Here is a 16,277-nt window from a genome sequence, read left to right as displayed (position 1 = left end):
ATCGGTTCGGGTTTGAGTACTTTCCGCAAGGGCAACATCTTCAGGTCGTGCAGCGGTGCCCCACAGCTGGAACAGCTAAGCTCGTGCCGTTCCTTGCCTTTCAGGATCAGGGCAGCCCGGGTGCCGCAATAACAGCAGGTCGCGATTTTGGCAGGACCGGGAATGACGCTCTCCTTTATTCAGGGTCGCGATGCATATAAGGCGATTGCCGCAGCATTTGAGACGTTCAGGGAACCAAATCCCCCGGCTGCGTCAATTTTAACCAACTGATCCACGGTTTCCTTTGTCTTCTGCCGCAATCCTGGACCTTCCGCACCCAGCACAAGCGCGACTGGGCGGTTCCGGCCAGTGCCCAAAGCGCCTTCGATTGTCACGTCGGCTTCTCCGTCCAGCCCAAGAACCAGAAAGCCCATGCCCTGAAGCTCGACAATCGCGTCCGAAAGGTTGCGCACCCGCAGATAGGGCTGCCGTTCAAGCGCGCCACTGGCGGTTTTTGCCAGTGCTCCGGTCTCGGGCGCGGAATGGTGGCGTGTGCCGATCACAGCACTGGCCCCCAGAACTTCGGCCGAGCGCAGAATCGCCCCAACATTGTGCGGGTCGGTGACCCGGTCCAGCAGAATGACACGAGGGTTTTCACGACCGATGCAGTTATCGGCCAGACTACCCCATTCCAACGGCTTGACCTCTAGCGCTGCGCCCTGATGTACTGATCCGGCATCGATGGGGGCAGAAAACTTTCGCGGGTCGACTATCTCGGCCTCGATCCCCGCAAATTCAATAGCTTCCGCCAGTTTATCGCATGCATTCCGCGTCACCATCAGGTGTAGTTTTTGCCGTTTTGGGTTCATCAGCGCATCGCGAACCGCGTGCAGGCCAAACAGCCAGACGGTTTCTGCAGCGGTAGCTTTGCGCGCCTGTTCCTTTTCGACGACCCATTTGGGTTTCTTCATTTCAAGGGCCTCCGGGCCGGGAATTCGGTTTCCTGCGCCAAAGGGAAATTTTCCTGTTGACGCTCCTTTGGTGCGCTAGTAATCACGCCTCCACGTCAGGTGCAACGCCTGACAGTGGGCGACAGGCCGCAAGGTGTGGCAGGGGACTGTAACTCCCTCGCGGAGACGCACGCCTGGTTCGATTCCAGGGTCGCCCACCATCTTTCCAATGTATTTCGAAGATGGTCAGGACGTGTAGTCCGCACTGCTCTGTAATCTGGCAGCTGCGTTATTGCTTTTGGTCTGCCACCATTCTCAGATGCGACAGACCTGATCAGTTTTACAGATCTTAACCCGGGGCTAACGCGACTGGATCGTGGACGAAGGGTTCCGCGTGGTCTTCGCCACCGCATGTCATGACGTTCAGATCAACACGCCGGTCGATTGCCCACCTATTCGGCAGCCGGGCGCATCTGAGCTATGCGGTTGAACCAACGCACGATTTCGTCCAAGTCCGCAGGCAACTCCTCGGCCGCGCCTTCGGCGAAGGCGTTGAACTTTTCGGCGTTCAGCCCGTTCACGCCGACCAGCACCGGAATTTCCAGCGCCAGCGCTTCGCCGATCACCGGGCGGAACCCCCGCCCATCAGACTCATGTTTACCGAATTTGTTGATAATCAACAGGTCCGGCGCGTTCGCAAGCGAGGCGGTCACATACCCAACCGCCTGTTCCAGCGCTGCGGGGTCCAGACGGCAGCCACGGGACTGGGTGCCCAGTGATTGCGAGATACGGATGGTTTCGCCGTTAGGCAGCACGCGCACGTCCATATCGCATTTGCTGCTGTCGGCGCATTCCGTGTTTGTTTGCACGACACCGGCCAGTTTCGCGCCGGACGCCAGCAGACGTCCAGCAACAGCGCTGAGCAGGCGATCCGTCGCGCCGCGGTCGGTGGTGGTGACATAGGCCAGATGCATCTTGGACCTCTTGTAAATCGATTGTGACGTTTCAAATAGCACGCAAGGCGCTGCCCGACCACTCCCCCAGTCAAGGAAGCGGCGGCAGACCAATCACAGGTGCGTGCAGGTGAAGAAGAACCGCATAAGCGACCAGTGCGGTCAGCCAGACCCAGGGGCGTGGCCAGGGTCGCGGTGAGCGGAGTGAGAACCGCGACGTATTTCGGGACAACCGGACCCATTCAAAGCCCATCTCACGCGATTTACGCCTGTCGATCAGGTCCATGCCCATAACAGAAAATCCGGCAAACAGGCCGAACAGAATCACATGTGACAGGCTTCCATTGGCCAGAAGATGCGCCAAGGACCACAACAGCAGCGCGGCAAGGATCGGGTGGCGGGTGGTGCGCAGAATACCGGGGTGTTCGGGGTCAAAGGACCTGTTGCCCATCCCTCCGAAAGAAAACGGGTTCTGGATCGCAAGCCCGGTCACAGCCAGCCAGCACACCACGGGCATGATCAGTATCGGCACCCAGCGCAAGACTGCGAACGGCGGAATGACCTCGACATAGGGGGCGTTTGCAGCGGCAACAATCAGCCATGCCAGCACGGCCAAAGACAGAAGTGAATAGGCCGCGAAGTACCCCCGGCGGCCGAGCGTGCCGATCAGCCAACCCCGCACGGTGGGCCGTACAGGAATTGCATGGCTGAGCAGGAAAACGATGAGTGCTGCAAGGAACAGGCCCCAACCGGTCATGATATTCTCCAAACGTGTTGGGGTCGGTCTAGACTGGGAGGACAGCGACGTCCTTGCCCGAAATCAAGTTGGGCCGCAGGGGCGAACGCACCGTCCCTGCCTTGTATTACAGCCCAAGCGCCGCGCGGCGTTCTTCGGCAAAGCCCTGCACGATGCGGTCTGCGATCAGTGCCAGAATCGCCATCGCGGCCCCGGCAGATATGCCCAATCCTACATCCGCCTGACCCAGCGCCAGATAGATCGACTGGCCCAGACCGGTGGTCCCGATCAGTGCCGCGATGACCAGCATGGCGAAGGCGTAAAGGATGGTCTGGTTCAGCCCCAGAAGGATGGTCGGGGCCGCATAAGGCGCCCGCACATCGCGCATGATCTGCCACTCGGTCGCACCGCTTGAAATTGCGGCCTCCATCATCTCATCCGGTGTATTGACCAGCCCGTGCCGCGTGTAGCGGATCATCGGGACAATCGCATAGGCACAGATCGCCAGAAAGGCCGAGAACTCACCAATCTGGAACACCATCAGCACCGGGATCAGGAACACGAACAGGGGGATCGTCTGCAACATGTCGCAGATCGGGCGAACCACGTTCCACACAGGCTGCCATACCGCGCTGGCAAGACCGATCAGCCCCCCTGCCAAAGCGCAGGTAAACACCGCTGCACCACTAAGATAGAGCGACAGCAGCGCCCTTTCCCACAGGCCCGAGACGAGGATGGTGCAGAGCAGCCCCACGCAGAGCGCGGCCAGACGCCAGCCCCCGGCGACCCAGCCCAGCGCGGCAGCGCCGGTCAGGACAAAGGGCCACGGCAGGTTCGCGATGCCGGTTTCCAGCATTCCGATCAAGATCAGAACGACCAGCCCGCCAGTCAGCCGCCCGCGCCACGCCATCAAAAGCGCAATTCCGGCACCGGCCGCGAACAGACCATAGCTCATGCTCGACGTCCACTGGAAACCCCATGTGAAGGGCAGCACCGCCTGATCCAACCCGATCCGAAGCGGTAGCAGTACATAGAACAACGAGTTGTTCTTGAGGGCGTCCAGCCACTGGCCGTTGGCCTGCGTGAACGCGGTCAGGCCGCTGTCCACGACCTCGGCCATCGGGTCCAGCAGGGTCAATTCCGCAGGATTTGGCAACCACGCCCAGAAGGCGGCGGTGAAGACAACAGCAAAACCCAGCATCGCCCAGACAACGCGGCTGTCATAGCGTTTACGCTCGGTCGCCAAAGTGCCGCTCATCCGGTCGATCACCACCGCAAAGACCACGATAACCAGACCCGCCATCAGCGATTCGCCGAACTGCGCCTTGCGCATGGTCAGCAGAACCTCCCAGCCGATATCGTTGAACCCACCGATGACCGCGGCGATGATAACCATCGACAATGCGGCCATCAGACATTGGTTCACACCGACCATAATCTGAGTGGTGGCGGCAGGGATTTCGACCTGGAACAGCTGCTGGAACCGAGTGCCGCCAGACATGATGGCCGCCTCTTTGATTTCGGGTTCTACCCGTTCCAATCCCAGCATCACATTGCGCGCCATTGGCGGTGCGGCATAGATGGCCGAAGCAATCAGACCAACAACAGGACCAAATCCAAACAGCAGCAGCAGCGGTGTCAGATAGGCAAAGGTTGGCACCGTCTGCATGATGTCCAGCACGGCCTGCACAAAGGATTTCACCTTTGGCACTTCGTTGGCGAGGATGCCGATGGCGCCCCCAATGACCAGCGCCACAGGGACAGACACGGCGACAAGCGCCAGCGTATTCATGCTTTCGGCCCAATAGCCCGAGGCCAAAACAAAGCTGAGGCCCAGAAAGCCAAGTGCGGCCATGGACAAGCCGCCCAGATACCAGCCCAACGCGGTCACGATCCCGATCAGAATGGGCCATGGCGTTTTGCCCAGCACGAAATTCGCCCAGTTCATTGGGTGGGTCATCAGGTCCGAAAACAGCCGCATTGCCGGTTTGATCAGGTTCAGAAACCAGTCCAGAAACGCGCCAACCCATTGGGTTGCAGGCAGTTCCCACGCGGCGGGCCACTTGACCAGCCACGGGGCGATACCCTCGAGCGCAAGGCAAACTGCACCGACGATAACAGTTATCAGGGCGGCCTTCGCACCTGCCGTCAACTGCGCACTGCGCCGTGTCGGGAGGTCGGTTATGGCGGTCATGTCTCGTCCACCTGAAGAGCTGCGGCCAGATCGGACGGATGCACCGTGCCGACGACATTGCCCGCCTCATCCCGCACGGGCACGGGTTCATACAGCTCCATGCAATGCGCAAGGGCTGCGTCCAGCGTCATCGAGGTGGTGAGGCCGGGATCATCGGGGCCACATTCCGCCTCGCTCCGCATGACCGAGGCGACCTTGGCGTGTTGACCTTTGGCGACATCCTTCGAGAATTCGCGCACGTAATCATCCACCGGGCGCAACACGATATCAGTGGGCGTTCCGATCTGAACAATCTTGCCGTCGCGCATGATGGCGATGCGGTCGGCCAGCTTCAGCGCCTCTTGAATGTCATGGGTGATGAAGACGATGGATTTCTTCAGCGTCGCCTGAATACGCAGGAATTCATCCTGCAACTGGCGGCGGATCAATGGGTCGAGGGCCGAGAACGGTTCATCCAGAAACCAGATATCGGGATTTACAGCGAGGCTGCGGGCAATGCCCACACGCTGACGCTGGCCACCTGAAAGCTGGCGCGGAAAGCTGTCTTCGCGCCCTTCCAGACCGACCAGGGAGATCACCTCCTGCGCGCGCGCCAGCCGTTCCTTCTTGCCCACACCCTGCACGCGCAGCGGATAGGCCACGTTTTCAGAAACGGTCATATGCGGGAACAGGCCGAAATGCTGGAACACCATACCCAGTTTTTTGCGGCGCAACTCGGTCAGCGCCTTTTTTGAGGCTCCGATGACATTTTCGCCATCCACCCGAATCTCACCACCTGTGCCCGGCAGCAGCTGCGATATGCAGCGGATCAGCGTGGATTTGCCCGAGCCCGAGAGGCCCATGATGACGAAAAGCTCGCCTTCCTGAACCTCGAAATTGGCATCCTGAACGGCGGGGATCAGCCCCTGTTCCCGAAGGGCGGCGGCAGCCTTGTCGGCGTCATTCCCTGACCGAGACAGCGCGTCGGTCAGGGCTTTGTCAGCGCCGGGGCCAAACACCTGCCAGAGATTCCGGCAGGCGATGGCTGGCATAGTCGTGTCCGTCACCTACGCGGGCTCACTGGGTTGCCGCGTCAACAACCGGACGCCACTTGCCTTCGTTTTCGGCCATCCAAGCGGCGACAACTTCTTCGACCTTTCCGCCGTCAACGTCGATCGCGCCCATCATCGGCTGCTGATCTTCAACCGCCAGCTGATAATTGGTCAGGATTTCAAAGGCTGCTGGCCATTTCTCTTCCATACCGCTCCAGCCGGCCTTGAAGATGCGCGAGGGCGAGAAGTCGCAGTCATTGACAGCGTTCGGGTTCGGGCCCCAGGCCGGATCATTGAAGCACGCTTCTTCACCGGCGGGCAGTTCGACGAACTGAACGTCATAGGCCGACATCGCCCAATGCGGCTGCCAGAAAGTGATCAGCAGCGGCGATTTACGTTCGGTCGAGGCGCGCAATTCCGCGATCAGCGCCCCTTCGGACCCTGCTGGTACGGCTTTGAACGGCAATTCCAGACCGGTCATGCGATCCGCGCCCGGAGTACCCCAATCGGCCGGGTAGTCGACCAGACGACCACCGGGCAGAGTTTCCGCCGTCGCAAAGACCTGAGCGCAATCTTTCAGCGCTTCCCATGCGGGCAGGCCCGGGCACAGATCGGCCACATGCGCCGGGTATGCGATGCCTTCCTTGGCATCCAGACCCAGATCACCGATTTCAACCACAGTGCCTTCACCGATTTTCTTGGCGTATTCATCGGAAACGTTGGAAGACCAGATTTCCAGTGTCGCGTCGATGTCGCCATCGGCCAGCGCCTGGAACTGGTTCATCATGCCCGCGGTCACATATTCGACGTTGTACCCGGCAGCCTTGAGCATCTCTCCCGCCACATGCGTGGTGACATGCTGGCCGGTCCATTCGTTGATCGCCAATTTGATCGGTTCATCCACGGCACCCATATCCGCCGCCTGCGCTGCGCCTGCAACGCTCAGAGCCATTAGGCTTACACTTAGTTTTTTCATGGACTTAACTCCCTGTCATATTTGTTTTGCCCATCCCGGCAAGGATTCTCCCGCCGGTCTTTCTGTCTGATGACAATGCCATGCCGCAGCATGCACAAATTTGGCTGGAAAAGAACAGTGATCCGTTTCCAAATTGTGGAAAAGATCTTTCTGCCAGATTGTTCCCCCCTCCCGGCTCCCTTTACGCATCCAACCCGGCTTGCCTTGTTCCATTTCGCTAAGACGGGACGTTGACTGACGAGTCAATCAGAAAACATTTTGCCACCTTTTGTCGAGAACTTCTTTCGAAAATCCGCATTTTTCTGCGAATCCAGTTATTCGTTGGACTGCCTCAAATCTGGACACGGTCAGATTTTTCATTGCCAAACAAGAACAAAAGATAAACATTTATAGTCGGGCAACATCAAGGTTAGACAGATGCGAACGTTTGACGAAATCTTTGAAATCGCAGCCGCGCGCCACGGCGGTCCAGAAGCACTGGGCGCAAAACTGAGCAAACCGAAAACCCCTGCGGAACTGGCAGCGATGCCCGAGGATCGCTGGCTGTCGGTCATCACGAAATGCATCTTTCAGGCTGGCTTCAACTGGAAAGTCATCGAAAACAAATGGGACGGGTTCGAATCAGCCTTTAACGGGTTCGACGTGGGGCGATGCGCGTTCATGGATGATGAGAAGTTTGACACCCTGTTGCAGGATACGCGCATAGTAAGGAATGGAACCAAGATCGCGGCTGTACGGGATAACGCTGCATTCCTGCTTGAACTGCGTGAGGAAGGCGGCGCGGGTAAAGTGCTGGGCGGCTGGCCATCTGATGACTACGTCAACCTTCTGGCCATGCTGGCAAAACGCGGGGCCCGACTGGGCGGCGCTTCGGCGCAGTACACAATGCGGTTTGCCGGGCGGGACAGCTTCATTCTGTCTCAGGATGTCACCGCCCGGCTGATTGCCGAAGGTGTGATCGACAAGCCTGCCACCTCGAAGAAAGCGATGGAGGCGGTTCAGAACGCCTTTAATACATGGATGGGTCAGTCCGGGCGATCACTTACGGAAATCAGCCGGGTTCTGGCCATGAGTCTGTGAAAACGGTTTGCGGAATACCCGCAGCAGAATAAGATTCAACTTATGGTTCTGCGAATTTTCTTTGCTTCTCTTTTGTTGCTGGCCGCCTGCGGCCGTGAGTTGACTGAGCAGGAGCGCGATTTTGCGGAAACCATTCAGGGGGAAACCCTGGAACTGGATCACATCCGTCTGGTCGAAGGTGCCCCGGTTACCAACGTGACGTATTTCCGCGAAGAACGCCCGCGACTGGCCTGCCGCGAGCGCATTCTGCCCCCGGTGGACCCCGGGCCGGTGACGGGCAAACCTGCCGCCGTGGCCCTGTTCAACAAAGTCTACTTTGCCCGCGACTGGTATCTGGAGGACTATATGTCGGAATTTCCGGATCAGATGAACCTGCTGGCCGCGATGCTTTTGGCCCATGAGCTGACGCATGTCTGGCAATGGCAGAATCGCCGGACCACGGGTTACCACCCCCTGCGCGCTGCGGCGGAACATGGGGGCCGGAGGGATCCGTATCTGTTCGACCTCGAAACCTCTCCGGATTTTCTGACCTACGGGTTCGAACAGCAGGGCGCGATCGTCGAGGAATACGTGTGCTGTCGCGCATTGGCCCCCCAGGCCAAGCGTACCAAAAGACTGCACGACATGCTGGGCACCCATTTTGATCTGTCGCCCCTGCCGGAACAAGGGCGCGAGCGCCCGGTCCTGATCCCATGGAGCGAAGCCAGGATCGAAGGGATTTGCAGTTAGTTCCGTGCGCGCTGCACGGTTTCCAGATATGCCACCAGATCAACGATCGGCTGGCTGGTCAGGATCGGCTGACCTTCCGGTGTTTTCATGGATGTGTCCTGCCCGTCGAAATAAGGGCCATAGACCGGCATCGGGCTGCCATGGCTGACCAGCGGGTCCCTACCGTCGATGCGGGCGACAACGCGGGCGGTCGGGAACACCCCGCTTTCGCCGGACAATGCGGTCAGATCGGACGGCTGAACAACCAGCACGCTGGCCATCGGCCCCTGCCCGGTTGCGTCAATCCCGTGACAGGTCGCGCAGTAATGCAAATAGAGTTCCTCTCCGGTCGCGGCATCCTGCGCCCAGGCAGCTTGTGCGGCAGCAGCCGAAACCCCGAGAACCAGCATACCGATCGTTGCCTTGAACATCGTATCCTCCTGTCACGATTGACATTTGCAGGGTTGCCCGACAGGCATATGGGCGCAATGATCCAGATCAACGAAATAGGTGCAGAGGGTTCGGGCAATGACACAATACGCAGCCATCATGCTGGCCGCCGGATTTGGAATTCCGATACTGGCCGCTCTTAACGCGGCCCTTGGCAAGGTCATCGGATCACCGACAACGGCAGCTGTGGTGCTGTTTGCAATTGCCCTGGCCGCCTCGGTGCTGACCATGCTGTTGTTTCCCGGTTTTGCAGCCTTGTCCAAGGTTGCGCAAGCCCCGAAACACCTGTTGTTCGCTGGCATCCTGATTGCATTCTATGTGTTGTCGATCACCCATGTCGCCCCGCATTTCGGTGTGGGAAACGCTGTGTTCTTTGTTCTGTTGGGGCAATTGATCAGTGCCGCGGCAATCGATCACTTCGGCCTGTTCGGCGCACAGGTGGCACCCCTCACCCTGATGCGGGCAGGTGGTATCGCGGTCATGGCCATCGGTGTTGCGATCACTCAACTGGCCTGAGCACGCCGCCCTCAAGCCTGACCATGCGATCCATGCGCGCCGCCAGTTCGAGGTTGTGGGTCGCGATCAACGCCGACAATCCCTCGTCCCGCACCAGCGTCATCAGCGCATCGAACACCTGATCCGAAGTTTCAGGGTCCAGATTGCCTGTCGGTTCGTCTGCCAGCAAAACACGTGGCGCGTTGGCAAGCGCCCGGCAAAAGGCCACGCGTTGTTGTTCACCGCCCGACAGCGCCGCAGGGCGGTGGCTGGCGCGCGGGGCGACGCCCACACGGTCCAGCAAATCCAACGCCCGTGCCTGAGCAGCTTTTTCGGACGCGCCATTGGCCAGTTGCGGCAATGTGATGTTTTCCAGCGCCGTAAACTCGGGCAGCAGGTGATGGAACTGATATACGAACCCTATATCCTGCCGACGCAACGCCGTTCTGGTTCGGTCGCCCTTGCCGTTCACATTCTGTCCCCCGATTTCGACGGTTCCGTCGTCAGGCTTATCCAGCAGACCGGCGATGTGCAGAAGCGTTGATTTGCCCGCACCGGACGGCGCAACCATGGCCACGGCCTCACCCGCGCGCAGCTCCAGATCGACCCCACGCAGAACCTGCACCTCGCCCGGTGTACCTTTGAGGTAGGTCTTGGTCAGACCGTTCAGACGCAAGGTGACTTCATTCATAGCGCAGCGCCTCGACCGGGTTCAGCCGCGCCGCGCGGCGGGCGGGGAAATAGGTGACGATGAAAGACAGGCCAAGCGACAGGCACGTCGCCTTGAGCACATCGCTCAGATGCAGTTCGGCCGGCAGAGCGTAGATGCCGCGGATCGACGGATCCCACACGCCACCGCCCATCACGTAGTTCACGAATGAGAAGATCGGATCAATGTAGATTGCAAAGAGGCATCCCAGGATGACCCCCATTGCAGTGCCGATCAGGCCGGTGAACGCACCGCAGATGAAAAAGACACGCAGAACCGATCCTTCGCTCAGGCCGATTGTGCGCAAGATACCGATATCGCGCCCCTTGTTTTTGACCAGCATGATCAGGCCCGAAACGATGTTCATCGCAGCAATCAGAACGAGGATCGACAGGATGATGAACATCACGTTATCCTCAACCTCGAGCGCGCGCAGGAAGCCGCCGGATGCGTCCTGCCATGTCCAGATTTGACTGCGCTCGCCCGACGCCTCAAGAATGGGGATCAGGATCGGGCCGAGGTCTTCGGGCTTGTCCACCATCACTTCGATCTCATCCGCCACACCTTCACGGTTGAAAAAGCCCTGCGCCTGCGAAAACGGCATGTAGACGCGGGTGCGGTCGATGTCATAGCGACCGGCCGAAAACACATAGACAACGCGATAGGCATTCACGCGCGGTGACGTGCCAAAGGCGGTTTTGACCCCGTTGGGCGAGGTCAGTTTGACCACATCCCCGACAGTGACCCCAATACTGCGGGCCACACCCGATCCAATGGCGATTACATCCTCACCTGTCTGGAAGTCCGACAGGTCCCCCGCCGCCTGGTCCGCCTGCGCGATACCCGGCAGGTCGAACAGATCGTCTGGTCGGATGCCAAACACCTCGACCCCGCTGCTGCTGTCGCGGTTGGTGATCAGCACCTGCCCCTTCACCAGCGGTGCGGCACGTTCAACACCGGGCACCAGCGCAATGCGGTCAGTGCGTTCGTTGTAGTCGGCAATTGTCCGATCCACCCGGCCCTGCGCGTCAAATTCACCCGAGGAATAGACTGTCACATGCGCATTGGCGCCCAGAATGGTGCCGACGAATTCAGACCGAAAACCCGAACGGACGGCCAGCGTTGCAATCAGCGCGAACACGGCAAGCGTGATCCCGATCAGTGAGATCCATGTCATCACGCTGACGCCGCCTTCGGCCCTGCGCGCGCGCAGATATCGCCAGGCGATTTTCCATTCAAAAGGGGCAAAGGGCGGGGGTGTCTTGGCCATGCCTGCTCCGGGTTTTCTTGTTTGCGGCGACCCTTTCGGCATTTCGCCCAATGGTCAAGCCGGTTGTCACCCTGAACCGGTTCCTCAGCCTGAATGAGCCGAATCGTTTCGGGACATGACCAAAATACATGTGCAAAACAGGTGTCTTTCAATTCGGGCGCTACACCATGAGTTGTGAAGCGCATCACAGACAGAAGGTGATTGTTTCAGGTATGACGTTAATCATCGCGCATCGTGAGCCACTGAATCGTAAAGGCAACAATAAGTGCGAAATTTTATTACTCTTTTTGATTATTTTCAGAAACTTTGCCACCCTGACCATGGGGGAACACATTTAAAGAGCGGGGGTCGCTCAATGAATTTACAAATTTCAACCAATGGTGCGGGTGCAATTTCGACCCGTCAGGCTTCAACAGAATTAGATTGTGAAACCGCAGCCTTGCTGCGCGCGGCCATTCGGCCAATCTTTGTCACCGCGGCAAGCTGGGGCAATTTGGCAGACATCCTGAAAGACAAAGGATATCGTCTGGTTTTCCGGCAAGGCCGTTTGTGTATCACGGATCGGGCAACTGATGCGCGGATTTGCGGATTGCGCTTTCTGGATATCGAGTTTCGCGAACTGATCAGCCGCCTTGGCCGTCCGATTGTTGTGGCGACAGGTGACGGAGCCAACGGAGACGTCCTGGCCGAGCGCCCGACGTCGGATCAAAACTGAGAACCGACCGACTGACGCGGTCGGTATTCAGGTAGCTTGGGAAGGGCCGCCAGGTCTGAGCCTCCGGCACCCCATCCAGATCACAGGGTGAGTTTCAACACCACCTCGCAGCAGCAACTGATGGTCGCTTATGCGATCCGCTGGTAAATCTCAGCAACTTTGGTAACGGCCGCCTCGGGGCTCAGTTCCTCGTTTTCGCCAGTGCGGCGACAGGTCAGTTCAACCACACCATTCTTCAGACCACGCGGGCCAACCGTGATGCGCCAGGGCAAACCGATCAGGTCCATCGTGGCGAATTTGCCGCCAGCACGTTCATTGCGGTCGTCATAGAGCGGTTCCAGACCCAAAGCCGTCAGCGCCGTGTAGATCTTGTCACAAGCTGCATCGGCTTCGTCATCGCCCTGCTTGAGGTTGACAATACCGCAATTGAACGGGGTCACGCCCTCGGGCCAGATGATGCCTTTATCGTCATGGCTGGCCTCGATGATGGCTCCTACAAGGCGGCTGACACCGATACCATGGCTGCCCATGTGAACCGGAACCGGTTTGCCATCCGGGCCTTGGACAGTTGCGCCCAAGGGATCGGAGTATTTGGTGCCAAAGTAGAAGATTTGGCCCACCTCAATGCCGCGCGCCACGCGGCGGCGTTCTTCGGGGATCTGGTTGAACTGAGCTTCATCGTGGGTTTCATCAGTGCGGGCGTATTTCGAAGTGAACTCTTCCAGAATGGCTTGACACTGTTCGCGGTTGTCATAATCGATTTCACGATCGCCAAAGGTCAGGTCGGTGACGGCGCTGTCATAGAAAACCTCGGATTCACCGGTATCGGCCAGAACCAGAAACTCATGCGTGTCATCGCCACCGATGGGGCCTGAATCGGCGCGCATCGGAATCGCCTGAAGTCCCATCCGTTCATAAGTGCGCAGATAGCTGACCAGATGGCGGTTATAGGCGTGCAGCGCATCTTCCTTGGTCAGGTCGAAGTTGTATCCGTCCTTCATATAGAACTCGCGCCCCCGCATCACGCCAAAACGCGGGCGGATTTCATCGCGGAACTTCCACTGGATCTGGTAGAGCGTCAGCGGCAGGTCCTTGTAGCTGCTGACGTGGCCGCGGAAAATATCGGTCACCAGTTCTTCGGCTGTGGGCGTGAACAGCATGTCGCGGTCATGACGGTCCTTCATCCGCAGCATCTCTTGACCGTAGTCATCATAGCGCCCGGATTCACGCCACAGATCCGCCGACTGGATTATAGGCATCTGAATCGCGATGTGACCGGCCCGCGCCTGTTCTTCGTGGACGATGTTTTCCAGCTTGCGCAGCACTTTGAAGCCCAGCGGCAACCAGGAATATATCCCGGCAGAGGCCTGCTTGATCATCCCTGCACGCAGCATCAGCCGGTGGCTGACGATCTGAGCCTCGGACGGGGTTTCCTTGAGAACGGGCAGAAAGTAACGGCTCAGGCGCATGGACGGACCTTCAAAGGTAAGAATTCGACTGGACAGGTGATTATGCCAAAGCCCCGCCGGGGGCAATCGCGCATTGGTGTTTTCCGACCTTGCGGCAGTCGGTTTTTTGATTGACCCGCCAATCGGGACTGCCATGGTAGCGGAAACGCAAATTCCATGAGGCGCCGATGCAGACCATTCAGGAACCCGCACGCCAAATCCCCGTCATTCATCAAACCGATGTTCTGGTCGTTGGTTCCGGCCCTGCCGGGTTGGCAGCAGCGCTTGCGGCGGCACGTGCGGGGGCCGAGGTATCTTTGGTTGATCGTTTCGGCTGCATGGGCGGCAATATCACTGCCGTCGGCGTCGAAGGATTTGCCTGGTACCGGCACGAGCAAACCGTCGAGGCAGGCGGCATCGGGATGGAGTTTGAAACCCGCGCCAAGGAGATGGGAGCCGCCGTTCCGGAAAGCCAGTCCCTGAGCTATGAGCTGGACAGCGAAGGATTCAAACTGGTGGCCGACAAGCTGGTCGAAGAAGCGGGCGTGCATCCGATGTTGCATCGGCAATTCGTGTCCCCGATCCTGGAAGGCGACCGGATCACCGGTGTCATCACAGAATCCAAGGCCGGGCGCGAAGCGATTTTGGCCAAGGTCGTCATCGATGCCACCGGCGACGCGGATGTGGCCCATCGCGCGGGTGCGCCGACCCACAAAACTCCGCGCGAGGACATGATGGCGGCCTCGGTCATGTTCCATCTGGCGGGCGTCGACAAGCGGGCCTTTATGGAAGGTGTAAAAGCTGACCCGCAGACCTACAAGGACTGGGGCGGCGGCGGAGAGTGGAACATTGAGACCTCGGGTAAAGAGGACGACATGTTCTCACCCTTCGTGCACAAACCGTTCCAGCAAGCAATCGATCAGGGGCTGATCCCGCCGCATCTGAACACCATCGCCGGCACCTGGGGCGCGATGCATGACACGGGCGAGCTGACATACATGAACCTCATCCATCTGGCCGAGGTTGACGGCACCGATCCCGACAGCCTGACGCGCGGCGAGATTGAAGGTCGCCGCCAGACCATGCTGGCCATCGAGGCGCTGCGACGGTTCATGCCCGGTTGCGAAAACGCACGTTTGCGGAATTTCGGTATGACCATCGGCATCCGCGACACCCGCAAGATCGACGCGGTCTACAACATGACCGAAAACGATGCCCGCCATCAGGGCCGGTTCGAGGATACGATCGGCATCTATCCCGAGTTCATCGACGGCTATGGTATTCTGATCCTGCCAACTACGGGACGGTACATGCAAATCCCCTATCGGTCGATGCTGCCCAAGGGCATCAAAGGCCTGCTGGTTGCAGGACGGTCGCATGGCGCGGACCGGGTGGCACATGCCGCAACCCGAAACATGTCTTGTTGCGCGGTCATGGGTCAGGGCGCGGGCATCGCCGCTGCGGTCTCACTGAAAAGCAATCAGGAGCTGGACCAGCTGAATCTGGCACCGGTTCGCGCTGAATTGCAACGCCAGGGGGTGAGGATTCACTGATGGACAGTATCCCAACGATTGATATCGCGCCTTTGACTGCCCCGGGAACCGCAGCCTATGACGCGACGGTCCGAGACATCCTTGCGGCCTGTCAGGGGATCGGCTTTTTGTCGATCACCGGGACAGGCGTATCCCGGCAGACCGTGGATCAGGTACGCCAGATCACCCGACAGATTTTTGCCGTCGATGACGCGCAAAAATGGGATCAGGCCATCACCCGCGCCAACTATCGCGGCTATATACCCATGGGGTTTTTCACACCCAATGATGGCTCGGGCAAGGCCGACAAGTACGAGGGGTACAAACTGCATCACGAGGTCGCAGCAGACGACCCGGTGCGTGAGGATTGCGCGTTATACGGGCCAAACCTCTGGCCCGACGGTGTACCCGGTGCGAAGGAGGTCATTCTGGGTTACTGGCGGCAACTGGATCGCGTCACCGATCTGTTGCTGGGCGCGTTAGAGGCGGGACTGGATCTGAAAGCCGACGCGCTGCGCAGTGCATTCCGGGTCCCGATGACCAACATGACCCTGCTGCATTACCCGCCACAGGCCGAGGATGAGGCAGGCTATGGTATCCATCCGCACAAGGATACCGACGCCTTGACCATCATTGCCCCCGATCCGGTGGGCGGGCTTGAGGTGCAGACCCGCAACGGCGGCTGGATCACGCCCGACTGCCCGCCCGGTGGTTTCGTGGTGAATATCGGTGACATGCTGGAGCTGTGGTCGGGCGGGCGGTTGAAATCCACGCCGCATCGGGTTGTGAACCGATCGGGGCGGGAACGGTATTCTTTTCCCTATTTCGCGGTGCCCCGTCACGACATCGTCGTCGCGCCTTTGCTGCCGCCCCTGCCCGGCTTTGACCGTCCGGCGGTTCATTGTGGTCACTGGTCGGCCGAGATTTGGCGCACGAACTGGCCCGATGAGACCGCCACCGAAGACACACCTGAATTGGGAACCTTGCGCGGCTGACCCCTGCAAACCCAAGCGCCATGAACCGCTTGCATCATGGGCTTTGATGCGCCAAG

At 59.1% G+C, this 16,277-nt stretch carries 16 protein-coding genes and 1 tRNA gene; 7 read left to right on the top strand and 10 right to left on the bottom strand.

Annotation, left to right across the window (positions count from 1 at the left end; translation table 11 throughout):
* Window positions 1-179 precede the first annotated feature (179 nt).
* Complete coding sequence (gene rlmB, locus ACR3FC_RS14235) at window positions 180-950, bottom strand: 23S rRNA (guanosine(2251)-2'-O)-methyltransferase RlmB (protein WP_480475883.1); 771 nt, start codon at window positions 948-950, stop codon at window positions 180-182.
* Between the two features lie 116 nt (window positions 951-1,066).
* On the opposite strand from rlmB, the gene ACR3FC_RS14230 reads away from it, so the two are divergent.
* A tRNA-Tyr gene (locus ACR3FC_RS14230) sits at window positions 1,067-1,150 on the top strand.
* Window positions 1,151-1,381: 231 nt separating this feature from the next.
* On the opposite strand, the gene ACR3FC_RS14225 is transcribed toward ACR3FC_RS14230, so the two are convergent.
* From ACR3FC_RS14225 to ACR3FC_RS14205, 5 genes are all read right to left on the bottom strand, one after another.
* A complete protein-coding gene (locus ACR3FC_RS14225) occupies window positions 1,382-1,903 on the bottom strand; it encodes a DUF2478 domain-containing protein (protein ID WP_480475881.1) in 522 nt (173 codons plus the stop codon).
* A 70-nt stretch (window positions 1,904-1,973) separates the two neighbouring features.
* Complete coding sequence (locus ACR3FC_RS14220) at window positions 1,974-2,639, bottom strand: NnrU family protein (RefSeq protein WP_480475879.1); 666 nt, start codon at window positions 2,637-2,639, stop codon at window positions 1,974-1,976.
* 106 nt (window positions 2,640-2,745) lie between these two features.
* A complete protein-coding gene (locus ACR3FC_RS14215) occupies window positions 2,746-4,812 on the bottom strand; it encodes an ABC transporter permease (protein ID WP_480475877.1) in 2,067 nt (688 codons plus the stop codon).
* Window positions 4,809-5,858 carry a quaternary amine ABC transporter ATP-binding protein gene (locus tag ACR3FC_RS14210; RefSeq protein ID WP_480475875.1) on the bottom strand — a complete coding sequence of 350 codons (1,050 nt, stop codon included), beginning with the start codon at window positions 5,856-5,858 and terminating at the stop codon, window positions 4,809-4,811. The genes ACR3FC_RS14215 and ACR3FC_RS14210 overlap by 4 nt, the downstream gene beginning before the upstream one ends.
* Before the next feature lie 10 nt (window positions 5,859-5,868).
* A complete protein-coding gene (locus ACR3FC_RS14205; protein WP_480475873.1) occupies window positions 5,869-6,819 on the bottom strand; it encodes an ABC transporter substrate-binding protein in 951 nt (316 codons plus the stop codon).
* Between the two features lie 417 nt (window positions 6,820-7,236).
* On the opposite strand from ACR3FC_RS14205, the gene ACR3FC_RS14200 reads away from it, so the two are divergent.
* Complete coding sequence (locus ACR3FC_RS14200; protein WP_480475871.1) at window positions 7,237-7,899, top strand: DNA-3-methyladenine glycosylase I; 663 nt, start codon at window positions 7,237-7,239, stop codon at window positions 7,897-7,899.
* Window positions 7,900-7,941: 42 nt separating this feature from the next.
* Window positions 7,942-8,628 carry a hypothetical protein gene (locus ACR3FC_RS14195; RefSeq protein WP_480475869.1) on the top strand — a complete coding sequence of 229 codons (687 nt, stop codon included), beginning with the start codon at window positions 7,942-7,944 and terminating at the stop codon, window positions 8,626-8,628.
* Here ACR3FC_RS14195 and ACR3FC_RS14190 read toward each other — a convergent pair.
* Window positions 8,625-9,038, bottom strand: coding sequence for a c-type cytochrome (locus ACR3FC_RS14190; protein ID WP_480475867.1), 414 nt, complete (start codon window positions 9,036-9,038; stop codon window positions 8,625-8,627). The genes ACR3FC_RS14195 and ACR3FC_RS14190 overlap by 4 nt on opposite strands.
* A 97-nt stretch (window positions 9,039-9,135) precedes the next feature.
* Between ACR3FC_RS14190 and ACR3FC_RS14185 the strand changes: the two genes are divergently transcribed.
* On the top strand, window positions 9,136-9,573 hold the full coding sequence (locus ACR3FC_RS14185) for a DMT family transporter (protein ID WP_267366019.1): 438 nt from the start codon (window positions 9,136-9,138) through the stop codon (window positions 9,571-9,573).
* Here ACR3FC_RS14185 and ACR3FC_RS14180 read toward each other — a convergent pair.
* Window positions 9,557-10,243 (bottom strand): ABC transporter ATP-binding protein, encoded by a 687-nt coding sequence (locus ACR3FC_RS14180; protein ID WP_480475865.1) that lies wholly within the window; start codon window positions 10,241-10,243, stop codon window positions 9,557-9,559. The genes ACR3FC_RS14185 and ACR3FC_RS14180 overlap by 17 nt on opposite strands.
* The gene (locus tag ACR3FC_RS14175; RefSeq protein ID WP_480475863.1) at window positions 10,236-11,531 is read right to left on the bottom strand and encodes a lipoprotein-releasing ABC transporter permease subunit; all 1,296 of its coding nucleotides are present in this window, start codon (window positions 11,529-11,531) and stop codon (window positions 10,236-10,238) included. The genes ACR3FC_RS14180 and ACR3FC_RS14175 overlap by 8 nt, the downstream gene beginning before the upstream one ends.
* A 355-nt stretch (window positions 11,532-11,886) precedes the next feature.
* On the opposite strand from ACR3FC_RS14175, the gene ACR3FC_RS14170 reads away from it, so the two are divergent.
* Window positions 11,887-12,246, top strand: a complete 360-nt coding sequence (locus ACR3FC_RS14170) for a hypothetical protein (RefSeq protein WP_480475861.1) — start codon at window positions 11,887-11,889, stop codon at window positions 12,244-12,246.
* A 128-nt stretch (window positions 12,247-12,374) separates the two neighbouring features.
* Here the strand turns inward: ACR3FC_RS14170 and proS are convergent, their stop codons facing one another.
* On the bottom strand, window positions 12,375-13,715 hold the full coding sequence (proS, locus tag ACR3FC_RS14165) for a proline--tRNA ligase (RefSeq protein ID WP_480476922.1): 1,341 nt from the start codon (window positions 13,713-13,715) through the stop codon (window positions 12,375-12,377).
* 167 nt (window positions 13,716-13,882) lie between these two features.
* On the opposite strand from proS, the gene ACR3FC_RS14160 reads away from it, so the two are divergent.
* Window positions 13,883-15,247: an FAD-dependent oxidoreductase gene (locus tag ACR3FC_RS14160; protein WP_480475859.1), complete on the top strand. Its 1,365-nt coding sequence runs from the start codon at window positions 13,883-13,885 to the stop codon at window positions 15,245-15,247.
* On the top strand, window positions 15,247-16,221 hold the full coding sequence (locus ACR3FC_RS14155) for an isopenicillin N synthase family dioxygenase (RefSeq protein WP_480475857.1): 975 nt from the start codon (window positions 15,247-15,249) through the stop codon (window positions 16,219-16,221). Before ACR3FC_RS14160 ends, ACR3FC_RS14155 begins: the two co-directional genes overlap by 1 nt.
* The last annotated feature ends 56 nt before the right edge of the window (window positions 16,222-16,277 follow it).

The organism is Ruegeria sp. AF3, assembly GCF_056536285.1.
Note: the sequence above shows the minus strand (reverse complement) of the source record. Positions and strands in the feature narration are given on the sequence as shown.